At 63.5% G+C, this 24,717-nt stretch carries 22 protein-coding genes; 14 read left to right on the plus strand and 8 right to left on the minus strand.

The window, feature by feature from the left end:
• The first annotated feature begins 122 nt into the window (after window positions 1-122).
• The 3 genes from C5N93_RS05225 (at window position 123) to C5N93_RS05235 (ending at window position 3,067) form a co-directional block, all read left to right on the plus strand.
• Window positions 123-1,118: a beta-propeller fold lactonase family protein gene (locus tag C5N93_RS05225; protein ID WP_242558530.1), complete on the plus strand. Its 996-nt coding sequence runs from the start codon at window positions 123-125 to the stop codon at window positions 1,116-1,118.
• Between the two features lie 75 nt (window positions 1,119-1,193).
• On the plus strand, window positions 1,194-2,141 hold the full coding sequence (locus C5N93_RS05230; RefSeq protein WP_242558531.1) for an EI24 domain-containing protein: 948 nt from the start codon (window positions 1,194-1,196) through the stop codon (window positions 2,139-2,141).
• Window positions 2,142-2,227: 86 nt separating this feature from the next.
• The gene (locus C5N93_RS05235; protein WP_069344882.1) at window positions 2,228-3,067 is read left to right on the plus strand and encodes a molybdopterin-binding protein; all 840 of its coding nucleotides are present in this window, start codon (window positions 2,228-2,230) and stop codon (window positions 3,065-3,067) included.
• 242 nt (window positions 3,068-3,309) lie between these two features.
• Here C5N93_RS05235 and C5N93_RS05240 read toward each other — a convergent pair whose 3' ends face one another.
• Window positions 3,310-4,326 carry a zinc-binding alcohol dehydrogenase family protein gene (locus C5N93_RS05240; protein ID WP_242558532.1) on the minus strand — a complete coding sequence of 339 codons (1,017 nt, stop codon included), beginning with the start codon at window positions 4,324-4,326 and terminating at the stop codon, window positions 3,310-3,312.
• Window positions 4,327-4,468: 142 nt separating this feature from the next.
• On the opposite strand from C5N93_RS05240, the gene C5N93_RS05245 reads away from it, so the two are divergent.
• A complete protein-coding gene (locus C5N93_RS05245) occupies window positions 4,469-5,404 on the plus strand; it encodes a LysR family transcriptional regulator (RefSeq protein WP_242558533.1) in 936 nt (311 codons plus the stop codon).
• 24 nt (window positions 5,405-5,428) lie between these two features.
• Here C5N93_RS05245 and C5N93_RS05250 read toward each other — a convergent pair whose 3' ends face one another.
• On the minus strand, window positions 5,429-5,851 hold the full coding sequence (locus C5N93_RS05250; protein ID WP_170836341.1) for a nuclear transport factor 2 family protein: 423 nt from the start codon (window positions 5,849-5,851) through the stop codon (window positions 5,429-5,431).
• 442 nt (window positions 5,852-6,293) lie between these two features.
• Entirely contained in the window at window positions 6,294-7,040 is a 747-nt protein-coding gene (fnr, locus tag C5N93_RS05255; protein WP_069344886.1) for a fumarate/nitrate reduction transcriptional regulator Fnr, read from the minus strand.
• Window positions 7,041-7,380: 340 nt separating this feature from the next.
• Between fnr and scpB the strand changes: the two genes are divergently transcribed.
• The 7 genes from scpB to truB all read left to right on the plus strand — a co-directional run bounded on the left by scpB (window position 7,381) and on the right by truB (window position 17,659).
• On the plus strand, window positions 7,381-8,664 hold the full coding sequence (gene scpB, locus C5N93_RS05260) for an SMC-Scp complex subunit ScpB (protein WP_242558534.1): 1,284 nt from the start codon (window positions 7,381-7,383) through the stop codon (window positions 8,662-8,664).
• A 180-nt stretch (window positions 8,665-8,844) separates the two neighbouring features.
• On the plus strand, window positions 8,845-10,674 hold the full coding sequence (locus C5N93_RS05265; RefSeq protein ID WP_242558554.1) for a pseudouridine synthase: 1,830 nt from the start codon (window positions 8,845-8,847) through the stop codon (window positions 10,672-10,674).
• A 367-nt stretch (window positions 10,675-11,041) separates the two neighbouring features.
• Window positions 11,042-11,500 (plus strand): ribosome maturation factor RimP, encoded by a 459-nt coding sequence (gene rimP / locus C5N93_RS05270; protein WP_044455501.1) that lies wholly within the window; start codon window positions 11,042-11,044, stop codon window positions 11,498-11,500.
• On the plus strand, window positions 11,497-12,972 hold the full coding sequence (gene nusA / locus C5N93_RS05275) for a transcription termination factor NusA (protein ID WP_069344888.1): 1,476 nt from the start codon (window positions 11,497-11,499) through the stop codon (window positions 12,970-12,972). Before rimP ends, nusA begins: the two co-directional genes overlap by 4 nt.
• 80 nt (window positions 12,973-13,052) lie before the next feature.
• Window positions 13,053-16,022: a translation initiation factor IF-2 gene (infB, locus tag C5N93_RS05280; RefSeq protein WP_069344889.1), complete on the plus strand. Its 2,970-nt coding sequence runs from the start codon at window positions 13,053-13,055 to the stop codon at window positions 16,020-16,022.
• A gap of 83 nt (window positions 16,023-16,105) precedes the next feature.
• Window positions 16,106-16,546 carry a 30S ribosome-binding factor RbfA gene (gene rbfA / locus C5N93_RS05285; RefSeq protein WP_242558535.1) on the plus strand — a complete coding sequence of 147 codons (441 nt, stop codon included), beginning with the start codon at window positions 16,106-16,108 and terminating at the stop codon, window positions 16,544-16,546.
• Between the two features lie 126 nt (window positions 16,547-16,672).
• A complete protein-coding gene (truB, locus tag C5N93_RS05290; protein ID WP_242558536.1) occupies window positions 16,673-17,659 on the plus strand; it encodes a tRNA pseudouridine(55) synthase TruB in 987 nt (328 codons plus the stop codon).
• Window positions 17,660-17,692: 33 nt separating this feature from the next.
• Here the strand turns inward: truB and C5N93_RS05295 are convergent, their stop codons facing one another.
• The 3 genes from C5N93_RS05295 to C5N93_RS05305 all read right to left on the minus strand — a co-directional run bounded on the left by C5N93_RS05295 (window position 17,693) and on the right by C5N93_RS05305 (window position 18,948).
• On the minus strand, window positions 17,693-17,899 hold the full coding sequence (locus C5N93_RS05295) for a cold-shock protein (RefSeq protein ID WP_242558537.1): 207 nt from the start codon (window positions 17,897-17,899) through the stop codon (window positions 17,693-17,695).
• 186 nt (window positions 17,900-18,085) lie between these two features.
• Entirely contained in the window at window positions 18,086-18,295 is a 210-nt protein-coding gene (locus tag C5N93_RS05300) for a cold-shock protein (protein WP_069344893.1), read from the minus strand.
• A 158-nt stretch (window positions 18,296-18,453) separates the two neighbouring features.
• Window positions 18,454-18,948, minus strand: a complete 495-nt coding sequence (locus tag C5N93_RS05305; RefSeq protein WP_150723034.1) for an acyl-CoA thioesterase — start codon at window positions 18,946-18,948, stop codon at window positions 18,454-18,456.
• A gap of 627 nt (window positions 18,949-19,575) precedes the next feature.
• Between C5N93_RS05305 and C5N93_RS05310 the strand changes: the two genes are divergently transcribed.
• The 3 genes from C5N93_RS05310 (at window position 19,576) to C5N93_RS05320 (ending at window position 21,754) form a co-directional block, all read left to right on the plus strand.
• Window positions 19,576-20,595 (plus strand): hypothetical protein, encoded by a 1,020-nt coding sequence (locus C5N93_RS05310; RefSeq protein ID WP_242558538.1) that lies wholly within the window; start codon window positions 19,576-19,578, stop codon window positions 20,593-20,595.
• A gap of 117 nt (window positions 20,596-20,712) precedes the next feature.
• Window positions 20,713-21,435, plus strand: a complete 723-nt coding sequence (locus tag C5N93_RS05315) for an AzlC family ABC transporter permease (RefSeq protein WP_242558539.1) — start codon at window positions 20,713-20,715, stop codon at window positions 21,433-21,435.
• Window positions 21,428-21,754, plus strand: a complete 327-nt coding sequence (locus C5N93_RS05320; protein WP_069344897.1) for an AzlD family protein — start codon at window positions 21,428-21,430, stop codon at window positions 21,752-21,754. Before C5N93_RS05315 ends, C5N93_RS05320 begins: the two co-directional genes overlap by 8 nt.
• Before the next feature lie 85 nt (window positions 21,755-21,839).
• Here the strand turns inward: C5N93_RS05320 and C5N93_RS05325 are convergent, their stop codons facing one another.
• On the minus strand, window positions 21,840-23,390 hold the full coding sequence (locus C5N93_RS05325; protein WP_150723037.1) for a DHA2 family efflux MFS transporter permease subunit: 1,551 nt from the start codon (window positions 23,388-23,390) through the stop codon (window positions 21,840-21,842).
• 37 nt (window positions 23,391-23,427) lie between these two features.
• Complete coding sequence (locus C5N93_RS05330; protein ID WP_242558540.1) at window positions 23,428-24,669, minus strand: HlyD family efflux transporter periplasmic adaptor subunit; 1,242 nt, start codon at window positions 24,667-24,669, stop codon at window positions 23,428-23,430.
• Window positions 24,670-24,717 lie beyond the last annotated feature (48 nt).

Raw genomic sequence — 24,717 nt, forward strand, 5'->3', positions numbered from 1 at the left:
GATTTGCGCCAGATCATGAAGTGTTGGAATCGTGTTTCGCCTGATCAAAAAATGTAGGTGGGACGCGCCTTGGCGGGGCGTTCCCGGCCTACAATAGCGACACTTTTTCCAGAGACTTCGTGATGCGCAAACTTCTGCTCGCTGCCGCTCTGGCAGCTTCCTTCGGTCTCGCGGCGCTGTCCGCTCCGGCCCGGGCGGCCGCCCCTGCGCCCGACAGCGTCGTGGTCGTGCTCAACTCGGCCGACGCCAGTGTCAGCCTGATCGACAAGGCCACGCAGAAGGTGATTCAGACGTTCCCGGTCGGCAAGGAGCCGCATCACCTGATGGCGACGCCCGACAACCAGTCGCTCATCGTCGCCAATTCGGTCGGCAACAACCTCGTCTTCCTCGATCCGAAGACGGGGCAGATCCAGCGCAAGATCGAGAACATCGAGGATCCGTACCAGATCGGTTTTTCGCCGGACAAGAAATGGTTCGTGGCGAACGCGCTGCGTCTGGATCGGGTGGACGTGTACCGCTTCGACGGCAAGAACCTGAGCGTCGCTCAGCGGATTCCCATCAAGAAAATGCCGAGCCACCTCGTGTTCACGCAGGACAGCAAGCTCGTGTTCATCTCGTTGCAGGAATCGAACGAGGTCGCCGCCATCGATCTGGCCACCCAGAAGGTGATCTGGAAGATGAAGGTCGGTGACAGCCCGGCGGGCGTGTGGCTCACGCCGAACGACAAGTATCTGCTCGTGGGCATGACCGGTGCGGACTATGCCGCGGTGGTCGACTGGCGTAACCAGAAGGTCGTCAAGACGATTCCGACGGGCAAGGGCGCGCACAACTTCCGCTCGCTCGCCGACGGCAAGCACGTGCTGATCTCGAACCGGGTGTCGAGCACGATCAGCATCATCGATCAGGACTCGCTCACCAACGTGGGCAACATCACCGGGCTGCTGCCGGGGCCGGACGACATGGAACTCACCGCCGACAAGAAGACGCTGTGGGTCACGTTCCGCTGGGCGCGCAAGGTCGGCATCATCGATCTGGCGTCGCGCAAGCTGATCAATACGATTCCGGTCGGGCGCTCGCCGCACGGGATCTATTTCTACGACCGCGCACCGGTGCTGTAACATCAAGGCCTTACTCCCAAGGCTCTGCCGAACGGGTGTCCTCGCGACGCCCGTTTCGGTTCGTACAGCACCTGAATGAACGATATTCTTCGCGCGCTCGGCCGCGCGCTCGTGAGTCTGCTGCATCCGCGCATGCTGTGGCTCACCGCAATGCCCTTCATCGTCTCCGGTCTTCTCTGGGGCGCCGTGATCTGGTTCGGATGGGAACCGTTCACCGATTTCCTTCGCGTCTGGCTTGAACAGTGGGAATTCACGCAGTGGATTTACCGCTTCTTCGGCTATTTCGGGGTGGACAGCGTGCGCATGGCGCTCGCGCCGTTCATTCTGGTGGCGCTGCTCGTCCCCCTGATTGTCGTGACCGCGCTGCTGCTCATTGCGGGATGGTCGATGCCGGCGGTGCTGCGGCATCTGTCGCGCCGTCACTTCATTCATCTCGAAGCCCGGCAGGGCGGCTCGTTCTGGGGCAGCCTCGGTCAGTCGCTCGGCGCGACGGTCGTGTTCCTGATCGCCGCGCTCGTCACGCTGCCGCTCTGGCTGGTGCCGCCGTTCTTCGCCATCGTGCCGCCGTTGCTGTGGGGCTGGTTGACCTATCGCGTGATGACTTACGACGCGCTGGCGTTTCACGCGAGTCCGGAGGAGCGGCGCAGGCTGGTGCGCGAGAAGCGGCTGCCGTTGCTCGTGATCGGCGTGGCCACCGGTTTGCTCGGCTCGTTGCCGACGCTGCTGTGGGTCTCGTCCGTCATCATGATCGTGCTGTTCCCGGTCATTGCGCTGCTCGCGATCTGGCTGTACGTGGTGATCTTCGTGTTCTCGGCGCTGTGGTTCGCCCACTATTGCCTGCGGGCGTTGTCGCGCATGCGTGCGGAAGAGGCGCACCGCGAGCCGGTGTTCGCCGGAACCGTGCTGCCGGTGACCGGTACGCCGACGTCCGAGAGCGAGGATCTGCCGCCGGCGCAGGCATTGCCGGAATCCCCGGAGTCGCCCCTGTTGCCGGGGCCACGCTCCCCCAACGGTTCGCCGTGAAAGTGGCACAATCGTCGAACGGCACGCGCCCGAGGCTCGGCGCGAGGCAATCCCCCAGGCACTGACGACAAAAGAAAGGAAGCATCATGGCGGTCGGCATCATCATCATCGGCGACGAAATCCTCTCGGGACGCCGTCACGACAAGCATCTGCCCAAGTTCATCGAATTGCTCACCGAGCGCGGCATGCAGCTTGGCTGGGCCGAGTATGTCGGCGACGATCCGGCGCGCATCACGGCCACGCTGCGCCGCACGTTCGCCAGCGACGACATCGTGTTCGTGACCGGTGGCATCGGTGCCACGCCGGACGATCACACGCGCCAGTGCGCGGCGGCGGCGCTCAACGTGCCGCTGGCGCTCACGCCGGAGGCCGAAGCGCTCATCATGGAGCGCATTGCCGACACGAGCCCCGACGGCGTTGCTGACATGTCGCTGCCCGATAACCGCCATCGTCTGAAGATGGGCGAGTTCCCGGTCGGCGCACGTGTGCTGCCGAATCCGTATAACAAGATTCCGGGGTTTTCCGTCGAGCAGCATCACTTCATGCCGGGCTTTCCGGTGATGGCGTGGCCGATGATGGCCTGGGCGCTCGATACCTACTACGCCGACCTGCATCACCTGACGAAGCACGCCGAGCGTTCGGTGCTCGTGTTCGGACTGGCCGAATCGACGCTCACGCCGCTCATGGAAGCCATCGAAGCGGAGTACGACGGCATCAAGGTGTTCAGCCTGCCGAGCGTGGGCGACGCCGAACGTGGCGCGATTTACGCACGTCGTCACATCGATCTGGGGGTGAAGGGCGATCCCACGCTGGTCGGTGCGGCGTTCGAACGTTTGATGGCCGGCGTGAACGCGCTGGGCGGCGAGATCGTGCATCCGGCCGAGGCGGTCGCGTTGCCGGAAGGGACGGTGCCGTCGGCCAAGTGACGATGGGATCGTGAGTCCGTCGAGGGGCGCCTCATGCGTTCGGCGGCGGTCTGAGCGGATTGGAATCGCAAAACGGCGCTTGCCTCGATGGGGCAAGCGCCGTTTTGTTTCTGCGGGCAAGGCACGCTGGCGGGCACACGCGCGTTACCAATCGTCGCGCCGCCGTGGTCGGCAAGGGGCTAGCCGCTTGCCGGTGCGTGCACTGCCGTGGCGGCGTGACTTATAACCCGGTCCGAAACTGGTCAGAACCCGGCGAGCACGAGCTTGCCGATGGTGCGGCCGCCTTCGAGTTGCGCGTGGGCGCGTCGCAGGTTGGTGGCATTGATCGGGCCCAGCACCTCGCCGACCGTGGTGCGCAGCGTGCCGGCATCGACCAGTCGTGCGACTTCGGTCAACAGCTTGTGCTGCGCGATCATGTCGGGCGTCTCGTACATGGCACGCGTGAACATGAACTCCCAGACGAACGTGGCGCTCTTGCTCTTGAGCAAACCGATTTCGAGCGGCCCCGCGTTCTCCACGATCGAGCAGATCTTGCCTTGCGGGGCGACGGCCTCGGCCATCGCGGGGAAATGCGTGTCCGTATCGTTCAGGCACAGCACGAAGTCCACCTGGGGCAGGCCGACGGCCTTCAACTGCGTGGGCATGTCCTGATAGTGATCGATGACGTGCTGCGCGCCGAGCTGACGACACCAGTCGCCCGATTCCGGCCGCGAGGCCGTCGCCACGATCGTCAGTTTCGCCAGTCGGCGGGCCAACTGAATGGCGATGGACCCCACACCGCCTGCGCCGCCCACGATCAGGATCGACTTGCCCTCGTCGCTGCCGTCCGGCGCGATGCCCAGACGATCGAACAGGGCTTCCCACGCGGTGATCGTGGTGAGCGGCAGCGCGGCCGCGTTCGCGAAGTCGAGCGACGTCGGCATGTGGCCCACGATCCGTTCGTCCACCAGATGAAATTCGCTGTTCGCGCCGGGGCGCGTGATGCTGCCGGCGTAGTAGACCGGGTCGCCGACCTTGAATAGGGTCACGTCCGGCCCGACGGCGGCGACGGTGCCGGCGGCGTCCCAGCCCAGCACGCGCGGTGCGGATTCGGTCTTGTCCTTCGGGGCGCGCACCTTGGTGTCGACCGGATTGACGGAAATGGCTTCGACCTTGACCAGCACGTCTCGGCCGGCGGGCGTCGGGGTGGGGAGTTCGATGTCTTCGAGCGACTTCGGGTCGTCGATCGGCAGGTAACGTGTCAATCCAATGGCTTTCATCTGCTTTCTCCTGAAGTGGTGGCCCGTCGCCCGCCTTGTGGCGAACTGGCGACGTGCCGGATCCGATAACGAGAGATTACGGCTAGTCGATTGCTTTGATAATTCGGATAATGCGGAAAAGATTTTTTGGAAATTCCGATAAATGTCATTGGACCTCGATACCGTAGCGTTGTTCGTTCGGGTTGCCGCGCTGGGAAACGTGTCGGCGGCGGGGCGCGAGCGGGGGTTGTCCCCGGCGGCGGCCAGCACGCGTCTGGTGCAACTGGAGACCGCGCTGGGCGCCCGCTTGCTGCACCGGACGACGCGGCGCGTCGCGCTCACACAGGAGGGCGAGGTGTTCCTGCTGCAGGCGCAGGCGTTGCTCGCAGCCGAAGCGCAGGCGCTGGCGAGCGTCGGGCAAGGGCTGGCTGCGCCACAAGGGCGTTTGCGGGTGTCGTGCTCGTCTTCGTTCGGGCGGCAGCACGTCTCGCCCGCGTTGCCGGCGTTTCTCGAGCGCTATCCCGGGATTTCACTGGATTTTCGGCTCACGGACCGTGTCGTCGACCTGCTGGAGGAGGGGGTGGATCTCGCCATCCGTGTCGGCGCCCTGCGGGATTCGACGCTGGTCGCCCGAAAGCTCGCGTCGAATACGCGCACGTTGTGTGCGTCTCCCGCCTATCTTGCGGCGCACGGCACGCCGCGGCATCCGGGGGATCTCGCCGCTCACGACTGTCTGATTCTCGGGGACCAGCGTGACTGGCGCTTCGTGACGCCGGGCGGCACGTTGAATGTGCGCGTGAGCGGGCGCCTGGCTTCCGATAACGGCGAGGTGTTGCGCGACGCGGTACTCGCCGGCATCGGCATTGCGCTCAAGTCGACGTGGGATATCGGGGCGTATTTGAAGCGCGGCGAACTCGTGCCGGTGCTGCCCGCGTACCCGCTGGCGGAGGAGGTCGCCATCTGGGCCGTCTATCCGAGCCGGGCTTTCGTGCCGCCGAAAACCCATGCGCTCATCGAATTTCTACAGGAACGTTTCGGTCCCGTGCCGTATTGGGATGTGGAGGCTGGCGTCGACCACGGAACCGCGTTGAGACGGTGACGTGGTGACGTGGCGGGGTGCGCCTCAATGTAGACGATGGGTACGAGGCAATTGCGTGCCCGTATCCTCGTGGCCGATGGCGGGGCTGGCGTGGTGCAACACGAGCCGCCAGCCGTCTGCCTCCTTCAGGTAGACGTTGGTTGCCAGCACGAACGCATACCGAGCTTCCGGACGGGTTTCGACCTGGATCTGCTCAAGCACGTTATGGACGGCGCACAACGGGTTGTGCGCGACCTGAAGGTGGCTGACCGTCACCTGAAGGCCGCCTTTGGTAAGAATTTGCCGCCAACTCGCGCGTACGGCCGCGGGGCCGACCTGGCGGGGGCCCGAGGGATGGATGCAGACGACTTCCTCGTCTTCCGACCAGACATCCATCAGCGTATCGGTGTCGCCGGCACGCAACGCTTCGTAGAACGCGTGCTCGGCGTCTTCCGGGCTAAGAAATATGGTTGCGGGCATAACGACGGCCTCCGTCGGGGTCCAACGCTCGAAACACCGCCCGGCGGATGTGCCGCGTGGTGAACGCGCCGATTATGGAGGGTTTGCCCGGGCTTGTCGAACGCGTGACGGATTGGCGTCGCCGCGGGTCGTCATGGCGGGCAGCAGGGGGCTGATTTGCCCGGCGGTGCTTGCGGGCGCCGGATTGGCTCATGTGCCGAAAGCCCGGGGCTGGCAGATGGACGCGCGGTGAGCGACCTTTGATCTGGCGCAAGGCATCCACCGGGCTGGGCCGGTAGCTTATGGGTAACGGTAACGCAGAAGTGGCGTCCGAGCGGATGGACGGTAACGAAACGAGCGAAACGTGTGAATCGTGCGGGGAAGTGAGGGGAAGTGCGAGCCGGTGAGGGGGCGCAGGAGCGGGGGCGCTCGTGCGCCCCCGGACGCCGGATCAGCAGTGATGCACGCCGGCGAGCTCGCGCAGGGCGACGCCGTCGATGATCTTGACGTGACGCTGGCGGATTTCGATCATGCCGTTCTGCGCGAAGCGCGAGAACAGGCGGCTGACCGTCTCCAGCTTGAGACCGAGGAAGCTTCCGATTTCTTCGCGGCTCATGCGCAGCACGAACTCGTTCGCCGCATAACCGCGCGCCGACAGCCGTTCCGACAGATTCAGGAGGAATACGGCCAGACGTTCCTCGGCACGCATCGTCCCGAGCGCAAGCAGTTGCTGGTGCTCGTTACGGATTTCCTGACTCATCAGGCGATGCAACTGGCGTTGCAGCGACGGTACCTGGCGCGACAGCGTCTCCAGCTCGTTGAAGCGGGCGATGCAAAGTTCGCTGTCTTCCAGTGCGACGGCGGTCGTCGGATGATGGTTGTCTGCGACGGCGTCCAGACCGATCAACTCGCCCTGGAGGTGGAAGCCGACGACCTGCTCGCGGCCGTCGGGGGCCGTGACGCAGCTCTTGAGCGACCCGAAACGAATGCCGTAGACGGCGTTCAGATCATCGTTGGCGTGATAGAGCACTTCGCCCTTCTTGAGGCGGCGGCGCTCGCTTACGAGTGCGTCAAGTCGTTCCAGCTCCGGCTCAGGGATGCCGACGGGCAGGCAGAACTGCCCCAGTGAGCAGGTGGAACAACGAGGCTGGGCAACCGGAATGGGGTTGCCGGGAATGCGACCGATCTCGGTGGTCATGGTGGCCCCTGAAGTTATTTTGAGAGTTTACCATGAGGCGTCGACTCGCCATTTCGGCTGGCGGGACGCCGAGGTTTCGACGATGCTTTACGGGCGTCAGTGTTTCAGTAATAATTGCGCACATACCGGACGTCCGTCTCGCCGCACTATCGGCCTGGGCGTTTTCCCGGCAGGTCGTTTCGAAGCATTCTGGTCGCGCCGCCGTCACTACGACCGAACACAAAAGGGCGCGCGCTTATGCGAAGCGGTTGTTTTTTCGATCGACGACCGTTTCTCGTTTTCCAAGCATCCATTTATTCCTGATACCGGGTTGCCAAGCCCCCGGTCTGCTTAGTCGCACATGAATACCCAAGAGGCGAAACTTGTCCTCGAGACCGCGTTGATTTGCGCGCAGGAGCCGCTCAAGGTCGGCGATCTGCGCAAGCTCTTCAATGACGCCGTGTCCGGTGACACGGTGCGCGCGCTGCTCGAGGAAATCCGCGTGCAATGGGATGGCCGAGGTGTGGAATTGGTGGCACTGGCCACCGGCTGGCGTTTCCAGAGCCGTCCGCGCATGCGTGAATACCTTGACCGCCTCAATCCGGAGAAGCCGCCGAAGTACTCGCGCGCCGTGATGGAGACGCTAGCGATCATTGCGTATCGCCAGCCGGTCACGCGTGGCGATATCGAAGAGATTCGCGGCGTAACGGTCAATACGCAGATCATCAAGCAGCTCGAGGATCGTGGCTGGATCGAGGTGATTGGTCACCGCGACGTGCCGGGACGCCCCGGCCTGTACGCCACGACCAAGGACTTCCTCGACGATCTGGGCTTGCGCGCGCTCGATGCGCTGCCGCCGCTGGAAGATCCGGCGGCGCAGGCGCAGATCGATTTGCTCGCGCAGCAGAACATCGAATTCGGCGAGCGTGCCGAGGGGGATGACGGTGACGAGGCGGTGTCTGATGATGCGCCGGTCGCCGACGCCGAAGCACTCGCACTGCTGGCGCAGACACGCGCCGACGATCTGCCGCTCGCACAAGGATTGCCGGAAGATCAGCGCCCGTTACCGCCTGGCGGCGACGCTGGCGAGGCGGTAACGGAAGAGGCCTTGCTGGACGCCGTGTTGGCCGAAGCCGAGCCTGAATCGTCGCCGGATGCCGGGCATGCGGTCGCGACGGACGTTGTCGTCGATACGTCGGACGATGCCGAAATTGGCCCGTCTGCCGAAATTTCCCCGGATGCCGAGGAACTCGACGAATCGGCGCACGTCAGTGAGCAGGACGGCGAGCCGCAAGGCGATGTGTCCGGCGTGGCCGATGTGAGCGATGACGATTGGCGTGACGAGGCATCGGCCGGGCTCGATGGCGAGCGGTCGGATGACGACGTCGCGCAATACAAGGAATTTTCCGAAGTATCGGAGGCTGTGGTTCCTGTCGGCGAGGATTCGCCGCAAGATATGCAGGACGCCGGTACGGAAGAAGGCGCGACGCATGCGGCAGATCCCGCAGCGTCGTTGGCGCAAGAGGTTTCCCCGCACGCTGTCGACTCGGCAGCGAACGAAGCCGCTGCCGGGCAGCCCACGCCCGGTGCGCTGGATGACGACGAGAACGACGGGGACGACAAGAATCTCGTCACCGGTACCTGAGGCGGCGGCGCCTGGCGCCGTACTCACCCGAAGGGCCGTTTGCGATAAGAACGAAGCCGCGGCACGCATTTGCCGCGCATTCATGGTGCGAACACGGATCAGGGCAGCGATTTACGCCTGCCCGCAACGATCCCGTTTTCCAATGAGGTTGTGTTGAAACAAAACGAAGAATCCCAGGACCTGCACGCACGCGATGCCGGTGCCGATGCACGTTCGCCGGAAGGCGAGGGCGGCGATGAAAAGGCGTCGCGCCGCGGTTTGCGCCGTGGTCCGCGCAGTTTGATCGCCCGCCGTCGTGCGGCCCAGCAGGCCAAGCGCGAAGGCGACGATAACGGCGAAGTCGCCGGTTCGGACGCAGCGCAAGGTGCGTTGTCCTTCGATGCGCCGCAGGCGTCGGATGCCGATGGTGCGCCTTCGGCGGCGCAAGGGCGTGCTCGCACGAACTCGCGCAAGCCGCGTGGCGCCAAGCGCGACGATGCGCAGCAGCCACAGCCCTCCGGTGGCGCCAATGGCGCTGCGCCGGGCGGCCGTGCGAAGCGAGGTGCGCAAGGCGGGCAGGGCGGACCGAGCGGACAAGGCGCTCAGGGCGGCCAAGGTGGTCAGAGCCCGTCCGGCAAGCCGCAAGGCCGTGGTCGCAAGGGACCGGCTGGCGGTGCGCGGGGTAAGGGCGGCGCCGGCAATGCTGGCAATGCAGGCAATTCGGGGGATGGCGATCTGTTCGCGTTCGTCACGTCGGGTGGATTCGACGCGGAAGACGGCGAAGGCGATAACGCGGCTTCGGCACGCGCTCAGCGCGGCCGCCGTCCGGCAGACCGTCGCGTGCTGTCCCCGGACGACGAAGCGCCGAAGCTGCATAAGGTGTTGGCCGAAGCCGGCATGGGTTCGCGTCGCGAGATGGAGGAGCTGATCCTCGCCGGTCGCGTCTCCGTGAACTCGGAACCGGCTCACATCGGCCAGCGCATTCTGCCGACCGATCAGGTTCGTATCAACGGCAAGCTCGTCAAGCGCCGTATCACGAGCAAGCCGCCGCGCGTGCTGCTGTATCACAAGCCGGCAGGCGAAATCGTCAGCCATTCCGATCCGGAAGGGCGCACGTCGGTGTTTGATCGTCTGCCGCCGATGAAGACGGCCAAATGGCTCGCGGTCGGGCGTCTCGACTTCAATACGGAAGGTCTGCTGATCCTGACGACGTCGGGCGATCTGGCGAACCGCTTCATGCACCCGCGCTATGAGATCGAGCGCGAGTACGCGGTGCGCACCGTCGGTCAGTTGAGCGAAGCGTCGCGTCAGCAACTGCTGCACGGCATCAAGCTGGACGATGGCGAGGCCAACTTCCTGCGCTTGAAGGACGGCGGTGGCGAGGGCTCGAACCACTGGTATCACGTGGCGCTGGCCGAAGGTCGTAACCGCGAAGTGCGTCGTATGTTCGACGCCGCAGGGTTGATGGTGAGTCGTCTGATCCGTACGCGTTACGGTCCGCTGACACTGCCGCGTGGCCTCAAGCGAGGCCGTTACGAAGAGATGGACGAAGCGCAGGTGCGCTCGCTGTTCGCGGCGGTCGGCATGAAGGTGCCGGGGGCGGCGTCGGACGAGAAGGGCGCACGTAACGGCGGTCGCGGCGGCAAGGCCGGCGCACCGAAGGAGCCGCGTCGTCAGCCGGATCCGATGCAGACGGCCCTTGGCGTGTTCGCTCGCGAGCCGGGCCAGTCGCGTCGCCCGCGTGCCAATCCGCTGACGGCGTTCGTCGGTCCGAGCGGCGGCTATCCGGGGCAGACGCCTTCGCCGCGAGGCGAGGGACGCCGCTTCGGTGGCGGTAACGCGGGCGGCGGTGGTTACGGCGGCCAGTCGCGTGGTGGCAATGGCGGTAATGGCGGCGGTGGTGGTAACGGCGGTTACGGTGGTAACGGTGGCAATGGAAACGGCAATCGCAGTCGCGGCGGAAATCGCGCGAGTGGCGGCGGCGGGAACCAGGGCAATCGTGGTAACCGCGGCGGTAATCGATCCCGCTGAGTGGGTGCCCCGATTTTGCAACGCAGCAAGGTAGCAACGGCGCTCGGTCAAGACGGTTTTCCGCCGCCAAGCGTTGCAAATCGGGCCAAAACCATATAAAATCAATGAATAAGCTGGTTTGCGTGTCGGGCGTTCTGCTGCGACGCGCACCTCATGCGCAATGAGGCTGTAAGAAATGGGCGTTTCGCCCATTTTTTTTTGCCGCGAGCGTTTAGCGCGGCCGATGCCGCCGTGTCGGGGAGTGGGTGTGCCGACTCAGGTACACCGGCCCGGACGGTCGAGGCGGGCATCGTGCGACGTCCCATGCGGGGCGCGCAGACATGTCGGGCGCTGCTGATGCGCGCGAGTTTTTCTAGGGTGAGCAAAGTTGCAATTGCCAGAACTGATCGAGACCACGGTCGAAGGCCTGGGTTACGAGCTGGTCGATCTTGAGCGCGCCGGCGGCGGACTGCTGCGCGTATACATCGACAAGCCGGAAGGCATCACGATCGATGACTGCGAGACGGTGAGCCGTCAGCTCTCGCACGTCCTGATGGTCGAGAACGTCAATTACGACCGACTTGAAGTGTCGTCGCCGGGGCTTGACCGTCCGCTGCGCAAGCTGCGTGACTTCGAGCGTTTTGCCGGCGTCGAAGTGAGTCTCACGTTGCGTGTGCCGCTTGAAGGCCGCAAGCAGTTCCGCGGTATTTTGCAGGCGCCGCAAGGCGAAAACTTGAGCCTTGAATTCGAAGGCAAGGGCGGCCCGGCGCTGCTCGAATTCACCCTCGCGGATATTGACCGTGCGCGCCTTGTGCCGCAGATTGATTTTAGGAGTCGCAAACGATGAGTCGCGAAGTATTGCTGTTGGTCGATGCGCTCGCGCGCGAAAAGAACGTCGACAAGGATGTCGTGTTCGGCGCGCTTGAAGCAGCATTGGCTTCGGCCACCAAGAAGCGCTACACCGAAGACGTCGACATTCGCGTGCACATCGACCGTGAGTCGGGCGAGCACGAGAGCTTCCGTCGCTGGCTGGTAGTGCCGGACGAAGCGGGTTTGCAGGAGCCGGACAAGCAGATCCTGTCGTTCGAAGCCAAGGAAGAAAATCCCTCGATCGAAATCGGCGAGTTCATCGAGGAGCCGGTGGAATCGGTCGAGTTCGGCCGTATTGGTGCGCAAGCTGCGAAGCAAGTCATTTTGCAACGCATTCGCGATGCCGAGCGTGAGCAGATCCTGTCGGACTTCCTCGAGCGCGGCGAAAAGATCATGACCGGTACGGTCAAGCGTCTCGACAAGGGCAACCTGATTGTCGAGTCGGGCCGTGTCGAGGCGCTGCTGCGTCGCGATCAGCTCATCACGAAGGAAAACCTGCGTATCGGCGACCGCGTTCGCGCGTTCATCGTGAAGGTCGACCGTACGGCTCGCGGCCCGCAAATCGAACTCTCGCGTACCGCTCCGGAATTCCTGATCGAACTGTTCGGCATGGAAGTGCCGGAAATCGAACAAGGTCTGCTGGAGATCAAGTCGGCTGCTCGTGATCCGGGCGTGCGCGCCAAGATCGCTGTCGTGGCGTACGACAAGCGTATCGATCCGATCGGGACTTGCGTCGGCATTCGCGGCACGCGTGTGCAGGCGGTGCGTAACGAGCTTGGCGGCGAGAACGTCGACATCGTGCTGTGGTCGGAAGACCCCGCGCAATTCGTGATCGGCGCGCTGGCGCCGGCGGCGGTGCAGTCGATCGTCGTGGACGAAGAGAAGCACAGCATGGACGTCGTCGTCGACGAGAACGAACTGGCAGTGGCGATCGGTCGCAGCGGTCAGAACGTGCGTCTCGCGTCGGAACTGACGGGCTGGCAGATCAACATCATGACGCCGGACGAATCGGCCGAGAAGCAGAACGAAGAGCGCGGCACGCTGCGCACGTTGTTCATGCAGCGTCTCGATGTGGATGAGGAAGTGGCGGACATCCTGATCGAGGAAGGTTTCTCGAGCCTGGAAGAAATCGCCTACGTGCCCCTGAACGAAATGCTCGAAATCGAAGCATTCGACGAGGACACGGTGCACGAGCTGCGCAATCGTGCGCGCGACGCACTGCTCACGCAGGCGATTGCCACCGAGGAGAAGGTCGAAGGTGTCGCACTCGATCTCAAGAGCCTCGACGGCATGACGCCGGAGTTGCTGGCCAAACTGGCCGAGCATGAAATTCAGACGCGCGATGATCTGGCCGAACTGGCTGTCGACGAACTGACCGAAATGACGGGCGTCGACGAAGAAGCCGCCAAGGCCCTGATCATGAAAGCGCGAGAGCACTGGTTCCAATGATGACCTGCCCCGGCATGCATATGGAACAGTGAACTTTGAAGTTAACCGCAAGGCGCCTGGCCTTGCTTGAAGAGGTTTGAATGGCGAGCATCAACGTAGCCCAATTTGCTGAAGAACTGAAAATGCCGGCCGGCGTGTTGCTGGAGCAACTCAAAGCCGCCGGCGTGGACAAACTCAGCGCCGACGATTCGGTGACGGAAGCCGACAAGGCCCGTCTGCTGGAGCACCTGCGCCGATCGCACGGCGCTGGCGACGGCGACAAAAAGAAGATTACTCTGACGCGTCGCCAGACCTCGGAAATCAAGCAGGCCGACGCGACCGGTAAGGCGCGGACGATTCAGGTCGAAGTGCGCAAGAAGCGCACGTTCGTCAAGCGCGACGACGTCGCGGAAGGCGCTGAGAACGCTGCAGCGGCTGCCGAAGACGAAGCCCTCCGTCTGCGCGAAGAAGACGCACGCCGCGAAGCGGAGCGTCTGGCAGCGGAAGCGGCCGAACTCAAGCGTCGCCAGGAACAACTGGAGCGCGAAGAGGCCGAGCGTCGCGAGCGCGAAGAGAAGGAAGCTGCCGAGCGCCGTGTGCGTGAGGAAGCGGAGCGCGTAGCCGCGGCAGCGAAGGCAGCCGAAGAGCAGAAGGCGAAGGCCGAAGCCAAGGCAGCCGACGCTGAAGCCGAAAAGCAGGCGCAAGTGGAAGCCGACAAGGCGGCCAAGGCCGACGCCGAAAAGGCAGCGCAGGCAGCACAAGCCGAGAAGGCCGCTGCCGCCAAGGCTGATGCCGAGCGCGAGCAGGCTCGCAAGGCGAGCGAAGAAGCCCGTGCCGCCGCCGAAAAGGCGAGCGCAGCGGCTGACAAGGCGCGCGCCGAAGAAGAAGCGATTCGCAAGCGTCGTGCCGCGGCCGAAGCCGAAGCCCGCGCGATTCGCGAAATGATGAATGCACCGCGTCGCGTGCTGAAGGCACCGGAGCCGGCACCTGCTGCCGCCGCACCGGCGAAGCCGGATGCTGCGAAGGGTACGTTGCACAAGCCGGCCAAGCCGGAAGGTGCGGCTGCCAAGCCGGCAGACAAGAAGCCGGCCGCCGCGCCGGCCTCGACGACGGCGGGTGCTGCCGACAAGAAGGACAAGAAGCCGGGCGCCTGGCAGAAGGACACCGACAATCGCAACAAGCGTGGCGGCATGAAGACACGCGGCGATACGAGCGGTGGTTCGGATGGCTGGCGCGGCGGTGGCCGTGGTGGCCGTCGCGGCGACCGTCATTCGCAGGACGACCGTCAGGCATTCCAGGCACCGACCGAACCGGTCGTGCGTGATGTGCACGTGCCGGAAACGATCAGCGTTGCCGATCTGGCGCACAAGATGTCGGTCAAGGCCGCCGAAGTCATCAAGCTGATGATGAAGATGGGCCAGATGGTGACCATCAACCAGGTACTGGATCAGGAAACGGCCATGATCGTGGTCGAGGAACTGGGGCATCGTGCGATCGCCGCGAAGCTGGACGATCCGGAAACGCTGCTCGACCTCGGCAACGACGTGACGGAAGCCGAAGCGCTGCCGCGTCCGCCGGTGGTGACCGTGATGGGTCACGTCGACCACGGCAAGACCTCGCTGCTGGACTACATCCGTCGCGCCAAGGTGGCGTCGGGCGAAGCCGGCGGCATTACGCAGCACATCGGTGCGTATCACGTCGACACGCCGCGCGGTACGGTGACGTTCCTCGACACGCCGGGTCACGAGGCCTTTACGGCCATGCGTGCTCGCGGCGCACAGGCAACGGACATCGTGATTCTCGTGGTCGCGGCGGACGATGGTGTGATGCCGCAGACGAAGGAAGCGATTGCCCACGCAAAGTCGGCCGGTGTGCCGATCGTGGTGGCGATCAACAAGATCGACAAGCCGGAAGCCAACCCGGACCGCGTGAAGCAGGAACTGGTGGCCGAAGGTGTGGTGCCGGAAGAGTACGGTGGCGATTCGCCGTTCGTGCCGGTGTCGGCCAAGACGGGTACGGGTATCGACGATCTGCTCGAGAACGTGCTGCTGCAAGCCGAAGTGCTGGAGTTGAAGGCACCGGTGGAAGCGCCGGCCAAGGGTATCGTGATCGAAGCGAAGCTGGACAAGGGTAAGGGTCCGGTCGCCACGATTCTGGTGCAGTCGGGCACGCTCAAGCGCGGCGACATGGTGCTGGCAGGTCAGGCTTACGGTCGCGTTCGCGCCATGCTGGACGAAACCGGCAAGAACACGAAGGACGCAGGTCCGTCGATCCCGGTCGAAATCCAGGGTCTGTCGGAAGTGCCGGGCGCCGGTGAAGAAGTGCTGGTGGTTCAGGACGAACGCAAGGCACGTGAAATCGCACTGTTCCGTCAGGGCAAGTTCCGCGACGTGAAGCTGGCCAAGCAGCAAGCTGCGAAGCTGGAGAACATGTTCGAGCAGATGGCCGAAGGCGAAGTCAAGACGCTGCCCCTCATCATCAAGGCAGACGTTCAGGGTTCGCAGGAAGCACTGGCGCAGTCGCTCAACAAGCTCTCGACGCCGGAAGTGCGTGTGCAGATCGTGCACGCTGCGGTCGGTGGCATCAGCGAAAGCGACGTCAACCTGGCAACGGCTTCGAAGGCGGTCATCATCGGCTTCAACACGCGTGCCGATGCACTGGCCCGTAAGCTGGCCGAGTCGAACGGTATCGATATTCGCTACTACAACATCATCTATGACGCAGTGGATGAGGTGAAGGCAGCAATGTCGGGCATGCTGGCGCCGGAGAAGAAGGAAGAAATCACGGGTATGGTCGAAGTGCGTCAGACGTTCAAGGTGCCGAAGGTCGGTACGGTGGCCGGCTGTATGGTGCTCGACGGCTTCGTCAAGCGTTCGTCGCACGTGCGTGTGCTGCGCGACAACGTGGTCATCTTCACGGGCGAGCTGGATTCGCTCAAGCGCTTCAAGGATGACGTCAAGGAAGTCAAGTCAGGTTTCGAGTGCGGTCTGTCGGTGAAGAACTTCAACGACATTACGGAAGGCGACCAACTGGAAGCGTTTGAAATCACGGAAGTTGCGCGCTCGCTGTAACGCGATTTGCACAATGGAAGTGGAATGGCCCACCAAGCCGGGAAACCGGTGGCGTGGGCCATTGCATTACTAGCGAGTATGTTATGGCAAAGAAACGTGGCGTTCCCGGTCGAAATCTTCGCATCAACGATCAAATCCAGCGCGATCTCTCGGAGTTGATTCAGCGCGAAGTGAAGGACCCGCGCATTGGGCTGGTCACGCTGCAAAGCGTGGAAGTGACGCCTGATTACGCGCATGCGAAGGTGTTTTACACGACGCTCACCGGCGATCCGAAAGCGACCGGCGAAGCGCTCAACGAAGCCGCAGGCTACCTGCGCAATCTGCTGTTCAAGCGCTTGCACATTCACACGGTGCCGACGCTGCATTTCCACTTCGACCAGTCGATCGAACGTGCCATCGAGATGTCGCGTCTGATCGATACGGCCAACGCCACGCGTGCGAAGGAAGATGCGGAAGATGCGCAAGCCGACGACGATGCCGACGACGGTGTTGAAGGCGATCACAAGGAAGACGACGGCAAGTAAGTCGTCGATTGACAACGTAGCCTGCCGGGCTGGCGCAAAGCGAGTCCGGCGGTGTTGCGATGCCCGAGCGCTGTCGATGCGCGCCGCGGCGTTACCCCATTCGAATTTCTCAAGTCATTCCCACACATGAAGGACCCGCGTTCGCAGGCACCCCGCCAAAAGCTCCCTCGTTTCCCGCTCGACGGTGTGTTGCTGCTCGACAAACCGCTGGGGCTGTCGTCCAACGATGCCTTGATCAAGGCCAAGCGTGCGCTTCAGGCGCTCAAGGCCGGTCACACGGGCACGCTCGATCCGTTGGCGACAGGGCTGTTGCCACTCTGTTTCGGTGAGGCGACGAAGTTCTCGCAAGACTTGCTCGAAGCCGACAAGACGTACGAAGCGCGAGTGCGTCTGGGGGAGACGACAACGACGGGCGACGCGGAAGGCGAGGTGTTGCAAACGCGTCCGGTGCAGGTGGACGAAGCCGCGATTCGTGCCGTATTACCGCGCTTCACCGGGCCGATTTCACAGGTGCCGCCGATGTACTCGGCACTCAAGCGCGACGGCAAGCCGCTTTACGAGTATGCCCGCGCCGGTCAGACCATCGAGCGCGAGGCGCGGTCGGTGACGATCCATCTGCTGGAAATGACGGAATGCGCGTTGCCGGCCGAGAACGAATTCACGTTCCGCGTGACGTGCAGCAAAGGCACTTACGTGCGTACGCTGGCGGAAGACATCGGCGAAGCGCTGGGTTGCGGGGCACATCTGCGTGCGCTGCGACGCACGGCGGTCGGTCCGCTCACGCTTGAGGGCGCCGTGACGCTGGAAGACCTGAATGCGCTCGATCATGCACAGCGCGTCGAGAAGCTCGCCCCGGTCGACGCACTGCTCAAGACGCTCCCCGCCGTGTGGCTCGACGATACGCTTGCGAAGCGCTTCAGTCATGGGCAACGTCTGCGTCTGGACGATCTGCGTTGTCCCGCGCCCTTGCGTGCATGTGCTGCCGGGCACGACGGCATCGAAGTCAAGGTCTACGCCGAAGCCAACGTCGACACCGCCGCACGCCTGCTGGGCGTTGCACGTCTCGACGGCGAAGCGCTGCTCACGCCTCAGCGGTTGCTCAAGACGCAGTGAGGGGCGGTGCCGCTGCTGGCGCCGCGCCGCAATTCAGCGCGGCTTGACGTTGTTAGCTTGAAGCCCCTTGGGACCGGCTGTCACCTCATACTCGACTTTCTGGCCTTCCGTCAGAAATCTGTCGGTGCCGCCACCCTGGATGGCGGCGAAATGGACAAATACGTCTTCGCCCCCATTGTCTGGCGTGATGAAGCCAAAACCTTTGTCCGGATTGAACCATTTGACGGTGCCGATCGGCATGGTGCGCTCCTTTTCGTCAGCGTTGTGGTTCGGAACAAACTCGCGAACCTACCGCTATTTCAGCACCCGCTTCCGCGATCGGTAACTGTCAACGTTGTCAGGTAGGTGGACGACGAACGGGGCGCGTGCTCAAAAGGGGCGATGAGCAGAGGGCGTGATCAAACCGGAGCGACGGGAAGCGAAGCGTCAGGCAGCCACTTCCCGCACGTTGACTGCCAGCAAATAGGCGTCTCCGCGCGTGGTCTCGTACTCGACGATCTGGCCGGTGCGAAGCTCGGGCGTGCCGGGCACGCATATTTCGGTCTCGTGGACGAAAACGACTTCGCTACCGTCATCCGGGGTGATGAATCCGTACCCTTTGTCCGGGAAGTAATGCTTGACCGTTCCGCGTGGCATCGGCGGCTTTCCTCCGAAACGACAAATCTGCAATCTATGCGTGGGGATGATGAGACGTCCGGGAGTTGCGATGCGCGCTGAAGGCAGTCTCTCCGGAAGTCTCGATTCGGCACCCGTACCGGTAAAGGCAGACGGCGCGGGCCGTCCACCCGACCCCGTCAGTTCGTGACGTTTTCCGGCTTGAGTTCGACGATGGCGTCGAGCGCTGCCTTCACGTCCATGGCGTACTTGGCCAATGCCTTCTGTTCGTCGGTTTTCGGCTCGAACGACGGCACGCCCACCGGGTGATTGCTCTCGTCGACGGCGACGAACACCATCAGGCAATCGGTCGTCTGACGCAATTCGCCCCACTTCGGATCGCCGGCGTGAACCGACACGTGGATGTGCATGCTCGTGCGGCCCGTGGCCACGATGCGTGCGCGCAGTTCCACCAGATTGCCGACGAGAATCGGACGGCGGAAGCGAATGTTGCCGACGCTGACCGTCACGCAATAGCGGCCCGACCACGTGGCGGCGCAAGCGTACGCCACCTCGTCGATCCATTTCATCAGCGAGCCCCCGTGCACTTTGCCGCCGAAGTTGACGGCGGCAGGCTCTGCCAGAAAGCGGAAGGTGACTTCGGAGCGTTCGATCGGGTTCTGCGGGGTAGTCATGATGTTTGTTTTTGCTGACGGATAGTACTTTCCCGGCCGTTCGGCGGCAGAGGCAGCGTACGCGGCATATTGCCGTGGGGGCATCGGGCCGGGGGATGCGCAATGATACTGCGATTGCGTGACATCTGCCTTCGCCTGGAAAACGGCGCGGATCCGCCTCATGCATGGGCATGGCAGCGGAGGCGGTGCTGGAAAGCGAATTACGCAAGCGTTCGGGCATGGGGCGGCGCACAGTGCTCGCGTCAGGCGGTGGGGCGCCGGTCGAGGCGCTGCCGTCACGCCGTCACGCCGTCGCAATCAGTTGCGATCAGTTGCAATCAGGCGCGATCAGTCGCAAGCGCAGACAGTCAGCCAACGCGCGGGAAGTCGACGAGACGCTGACGGGGCACGCACAAGCACGGGGCCAGACGAGGACACGCAGCGATGATCTCAGGCATCGGCGGGCCGCAATGCGCACCGTTTCACGCTATCCCGATCGAGGCGGACACCTGCAATGTGCCGGGAGACGTCCCGCAAGCGCGCAGCATGGCGACTTCGTCTCATGCATCCGAATTGCCTGAGTCGCGTGATTTTCGACCGATCGAATTATCGGATGATCCCCTGAACCCGGTTCCCGAAAGTCACTCGGTGGCTGAAGGGTTCGAGGCCGTAGCGAGCATTGAAGCAGAAACGGACGCGTTGCTCAGAGCGTGGCAGCTTCGTGAGGCGAACCGTGAAAACGTTTGCGGCGAGGTCATCGCGGCGAACGAGGGTAACGAAGAACACGTTGCAATCGTTATTGATCCCACCCCGGACGCCGCCAACAGCGCCAATTCCACGTCGAACTATTCCTGCCTGCTCAGCAGCGTCGTGCTGACGACCCATGTCGCGAGCCTGGTGTGCCAACTCGTGAGTGTGGCGTCGCCGTACTTCATGCCGGACGTCTTCGCCCGGCTTTCCGGCGAGATGGTGTGCGAACGGGTACGGCCCACGCAGCGGCGGGTCGCGCGTGCCGTGCAATGCAAGGTGCTGCGAATCGGTAGCGCTGTATTCACGCCGGGGATGTTGCTGTCGCCATATTTTGCGGTGCTGGCGCTGAGCGATCTCGTGTGCTGGGGTGTCGAGTTCCGTCGACCGGGGAGCTTGTCCTTCCAAGGGGACAGCCTCGCGAATCTGGTGGCGTGGATCGACAGGCAGGGCGGATTCGCAAAACTGCTCGACATACTCGGTCCCGCAACGTCGGGGGATCCGGCGGAAGCCACAAAAGTGCCGGGAACGGCAGAAGGGGCGGAAGGGGCTTCACCCTCGCGCTCGCTGCCCAGCCGCCTGATCAAGCGCATGCTCGACGAATTACGCAAGACACTCGTATCACACGGCGATCCGGCATGGCAAAAGGCCTTCGCCGTGCGGATTCGTCAGGCATCGGCGGCGCTGTTCGTCGGGCTGATCGCCCGTTTGCCGTTCAGCGACGATACGACGTCGTTGCCCGACGGTCTGCTCGACTTTTATCTGTGGCTGGAAAAGGCGGGCGGTGCGACCAAACTCGCTGCCGCAGGCTCGGAGTCGCTCGTCAAGCCGTCTGCCCCGAAGGCGTTGGATGAGGCGGCGGTAATCGACGACGATCTGCAAAGCATCCGGATCGATGCGCGTGACCCTGCACCTGAGTGATGGAGGTGGCGATGGTTTTCGTCGTCACGCAAAATCGCAAGAACATACAAGACATCAACGAGCGACGTCCGCTATCCTGCGCATCCAGTGGTTATTGCAGGAGTGGTTGTGTCTGGAATGTCTTCTTCGGCTGCGTCGTCACAGCAGTCCGATGTCAAATTCGAAGTGGCGCGCGGCATGCGTGCGTCGTTGCCCGTCATGCTTGGTTTCGTCCCCTTCGCCATGGTGCTTGGCGCGCAGGCCACCCAGAAGGGCATGCCCGCGTGGCTGGTGCCGCTCATGACCGGTATGAACTTTGCCGGTGGCTCGGAGTTCACCGCCGTTCACCTTTGGTCTTCGCCGCCGCATCTCGCGCTGATCGTGGCCATGTCGTGCCTCGTCAATTCGCGTCACGTCCTGATGGGCGCGGCGTTTGCGCCGTTGCTTCGTCATGTGCCATTGCGTCGCGCATTGCCGTCGCTGTTCCTGATGTGCGACGAAGCCTGGGCGATGGCGTTGGCCGATACGCAGGCGCGTAAGGCGGACCGCATCAGCCTGCCGTATTACCTCGGTGTCGGCGTGAACCTGTGGCTCGCGTGGATCGCTTTCACGGCCCTCGGTGCGGTACTGGGGCCCGTGCTCGGCGACATCGAACAGTACGGTTTCGATATGGCGTTCACCGCCGTCTTCCTCGTGTTGCTGCGGGGGATGTGGCGCGGCATGCGCAAGAGCTTGCCGTGGCTGGTGAGTCTCGTTGCCGCAGCGCTCACGTACCTTTACGTGCCGGGCTCGTGGTATGTCGCGGCGGGCGCGGTGGCGGGACTGCTGGCCGCCGTGCTGATGGAGCCACGCAATGTTTGACGTGCTCGATTCGCTCAATGCCGCCACGCTGCTGCCTGTGGCGACGGTCGCGCTCATGGCGGCCACCACCTATGCCACACGCGTCGTGGGCTTTCTCTTGTTGCGCGATCGTGTGCTGAGTCCGCGCATGCGTTCCGTCATGGAGAGCCTGCCGGGATGTGTCCTGATCTCGGTGATCGCGCCGTCGTTCGTGGCGGATCGGCCTGCCGATCTCATTGCGCTTGCGGTGACATTGCTCGTCGCAATGCGCTGTTCGCTGCTTCCGACCGTCGTCATCAGCATTGCGGCGACCGCCGCGCTGCGCTATCTCGTCGGATGAAAAAAACCCCGCTAACTTCAGCGGGGTTCAAGAAGTGCCCGGTAGTACAGAGCAGGGCCGGGCACTCGGGGGGAAGCCTGTTGCGTCAGTGGGCGCCCGCGGCAGCGTCGCCGCCACCTCCGCCACGGATCGGGCGCGTAATCCACACCATCGCGATCATCAGCACGAACAGCACCGCCGAGATCCAGAAGATGTCGTTCGCGCCGAGCATGGCCGATTGTTGCGTCACCAGCCGGTCGATGTAGCCGTGCGCCTGCGGTGTCGACATGCCGAGCTGATTGAGCGACTGCACCGAACCGTTGAACGTGGCGTCGTAGGGCGTCAGGTTTTCCGTGAGCTGCGCATGGTGCAGCGAGATACGGTTATCCCACACGGTCGTGGCGATCGACGTCCCCACGGCGCCGCAGGTAATCCGCACGAAGTTCGACAGACCCGCTGCGGCCGGAATGCGATGCCCCGGCAGGCCTGACAGGATGATGGCCGTGAGCGGGATGAAGAACATCGACATCGGCACCCCTTGCAGGAAGGTCGGAATCATCAGCGTGCGCGTGTCGACCAGCGTGTTGAAGTGCGAGCGCAGCAGGAACACGAGGGCGAACAGCAGGAACGAGACGGTCACGACCCAGCGCGCATCGAGCTTGGGCAGGAACTTGCCGATGATCGGCGACAGGATGATCGCGAACAGCCCCACAGGCGCCATCACCAGACCGGCTTCCGTTGCCGTGTAGCCGAGATAGATCTGTAGCCACTGCGGCAGGATCACGAGGTTGCCGAAGAACAGCCCGTACCCCACGGAAATGGCGATCACGCCGCCGGTGAAGTTGATCCGCTTGAACAGTGTCAGATCGACCACCGGGTGTTTCTCGGTGATCTCCCATATGACGAAGAAGCAGAACGACACGAGTGCCACGAGTGCCAGCACGACGATGGTCGACGAGTTGAACCAGTCGAGTTCCTTGCCCTTGTCGAGCATCACCTGCAACGACCCGACCCACAGCACGAGCAGGGCCAGACCGACGGTGTCGATTGGCTTGCGCTGCGTTGGTGTTTCGCGTTTGGCGTAGATCAGCCAGGTGACGTAAGCGGCGCCGATACCGACCGGGATGTTGATGTAGAAGATCCACGGCCAGTGGTAGTTGTCCGAGATCCATCCGCCGAGAATCGGGCCCATCACCGGGGCGACGAGCGTCGTCATCCCCCATAAGGCAAGGGCCATCGAACTCTTGGCGGGTGGATAGCTCGAGAGCAGCAGCGATTGCGAGAGCGGGATCATCGGCCCGGCCACGGCGCCTTGCAGCACGCGCGCCGCGAGCAGGATTTCGAGCGTCGGCGCCATGCCGCACAGCCACGAGGCCAGCACGAACAGCAGGATCGACGAGATGAACAGTCGCACTGCGCCGAAGCGCTCCGTCAGCCAGCCGGTGAGCGGCACCGAGATGGCGTTGGCGACGGCGAACGACGTAATCACCCACGTCCCCTGGCTCGATGAGACACCCAGGTCGCCGGAGATCGCGGGAATGGATACGTTGGCAATCGATGTGTCGAGCACGTTCATGAACGTGGCGAGCGACAACGCGATGGTGCCGAGTACCAGCTGCCCTCCCGAGAGCGGGGCAGGAGCGTTTTGAGTTGCCATGAGATGTCAAAGGGGGTGGGAGGCACCCCCCTCCGATTTACAGGGGACGTGCGCGGGCCGGCTGATTGCGCGTGTCGTTGGCACCGCCTGCGCTGGCGCCTGCATTGGCGCTTGCACCGGCGTTCTCGGTAATGATTTTGGCGACGATGTCGTCGGCGTCGTGACCGACCTTGTCGTACACGTCGGTCGAGTACACCGGCAGGGTGGGCGCTTCGCCCAGTTCCTTGCCATCGGTGTTACGCACGTTGACCTTGACCTGCATCGACAGACCGACACGCAGCGGATGCTGCTGCAACTGCTTCGCGTCGAGCGCGATACGCACCGGCAGACGTTGCACCACCTTGATCCAGTTGCCCGTGGCGTTCTGCGCCGGCAGCAGCGAGAAGGCGCTGCCCGTGCCTGCGGAGAAGCCTGCGACCGTACCCTTGTATTCCACGGCCGAGCCGTACACGTCTGCCGTGAGGGTCACCGGCTGACCGACGCGCATGTGGGCGATCTGCACTTCCTTGAAGTTGGCATCGACCCACACTTCGTTGAGCGGCACCAGCGCCATGAGCGGCGCGCCGGTCGCCACACGCTGGCCGACCTGCACCGAGCGCTTGGCCACGTAGCCGTCCACCGGGGCAGGGATCGACGTGCGTGCATAGTCGAGATAGGCAGCGCGCACCTTGGCAGCCGCCTGCTGCACGTTCGGATGCGTGGTCACCGACGTCTTGTCAGTGAGCGCCTTGTTCGACACCAACTGGGCGCGGGCCTGTTCGAGCGCGGCTTGCGCGGTCTTCACGGCGTCCTGGGCGTGGGCCAGTTCTTCGCGCGACACGGCACCCGTGGCGATGGCCATCTCGCGACGCTTCACGTCGGCCTGTGCCTTCGTGAGTTCCGACTCGCGCATGGCGACGGTGGCGGCATACGCATCGTTGTTCACGAAGTACGTGCGCACCTGACGCACGGTCTGCGCGAGGTTGGCTTCGGCTTGCAGCAACGCGACGCGCGCGTCGGTCTGGTCCAGCGTGACCAGCGGCTGGCCAGCCTTGACCATCTGCGTGTCGTCGACCTTCACGCCGGTGACGGTACCGGCCACCTGCGGCGTGATCTGGACCACGTTGCCGGCGACGTAGGCGTCGTCGGTGTCTTCGTAATAGCGCGCGTACAGGCCGTAGTAAGCGCCGTAGCCGATGGCTGCGATTGCGATCACGGCCGTCAGCGTCAGCATCATGCGGCGGCGCTTGCCATTGCTTTGCGCCGGCTGGGCAGGCGCTTGTTGTTGGTTCTCGCTCATCATTTGCTCCGTACTAATCTCTCAATGTGCTTTTGACGTTTGTCTTGT

The organism is Pandoraea sp. LA3 (assembly GCF_022696215.1).
Taxonomy (GTDB): domain Bacteria; phylum Pseudomonadota; class Gammaproteobacteria; order Burkholderiales; family Burkholderiaceae; genus Pandoraea; species Pandoraea capi.

Excerpts from the sequence above, each read along its gene's own strand:
- C5N93_RS05300 (WP_069344893.1), bottom strand. The coding sequence starts at position 18,295 with ATGCCACGCGGAACGGTCAAGCATTACTTCCCGGACAAAGGGTACGGA.
- C5N93_RS05240 (WP_242558532.1), bottom strand. The coding sequence starts at position 4,326 with ATGAAAGCCATTGGATTGACACGTTACCTGCCGATCGACGACCCGAAG.
- C5N93_RS05320 (WP_069344897.1), top strand. The coding sequence starts at position 21,428 with ATGTTTGACGTGCTCGATTCGCTCAATGCCGCCACGCTGCTGCCTGTG.
- C5N93_RS05330 (WP_242558540.1), bottom strand. The coding sequence starts at position 24,669 with ATGAGCGAGAACCAACAACAAGCGCCTGCCCAGCCGGCGCAAAGCAAT.
- C5N93_RS05225 (WP_242558530.1), top strand. The coding sequence starts at position 123 with ATGCGCAAACTTCTGCTCGCTGCCGCTCTGGCAGCTTCCTTCGGTCTC.
- C5N93_RS05230 (WP_242558531.1), top strand. The coding sequence starts at position 1,194 with ATGAACGATATTCTTCGCGCGCTCGGCCGCGCGCTCGTGAGTCTGCTG.
- C5N93_RS05245 (WP_242558533.1), top strand. The coding sequence starts at position 4,469 with ATGTCATTGGACCTCGATACCGTAGCGTTGTTCGTTCGGGTTGCCGCG.
- truB (WP_242558536.1), top strand. The coding sequence starts at position 16,673 with ATGAAGGACCCGCGTTCGCAGGCACCCCGCCAAAAGCTCCCTCGTTTC.
- nusA (WP_069344888.1), top strand. The coding sequence starts at position 11,497 with ATGAGTCGCGAAGTATTGCTGTTGGTCGATGCGCTCGCGCGCGAAAAG.
- fnr (WP_069344886.1), bottom strand. The coding sequence starts at position 7,040 with ATGACCACCGAGATCGGTCGCATTCCCGGCAACCCCATTCCGGTTGCC.
- C5N93_RS05315 (WP_242558539.1), top strand. The coding sequence starts at position 20,713 with ATGTCTTCTTCGGCTGCGTCGTCACAGCAGTCCGATGTCAAATTCGAA.
- rbfA (WP_242558535.1), top strand. The coding sequence starts at position 16,106 with ATGGCAAAGAAACGTGGCGTTCCCGGTCGAAATCTTCGCATCAACGAT.
- scpB (WP_242558534.1), top strand. The coding sequence starts at position 7,381 with ATGAATACCCAAGAGGCGAAACTTGTCCTCGAGACCGCGTTGATTTGC.
- infB (WP_069344889.1), top strand. The coding sequence starts at position 13,053 with ATGGCGAGCATCAACGTAGCCCAATTTGCTGAAGAACTGAAAATGCCG.
- C5N93_RS05295 (WP_242558537.1), bottom strand. The coding sequence starts at position 17,899 with ATGCCGATCGGCACCGTCAAATGGTTCAATCCGGACAAAGGTTTTGGC.
- C5N93_RS05325 (WP_150723037.1), bottom strand. The coding sequence starts at position 23,390 with ATGGCAACTCAAAACGCTCCTGCCCCGCTCTCGGGAGGGCAGCTGGTA.
- C5N93_RS05235 (WP_069344882.1), top strand. The coding sequence starts at position 2,228 with ATGGCGGTCGGCATCATCATCATCGGCGACGAAATCCTCTCGGGACGC.
- C5N93_RS05305 (WP_150723034.1), bottom strand. The coding sequence starts at position 18,948 with ATGACTACCCCGCAGAACCCGATCGAACGCTCCGAAGTCACCTTCCGC.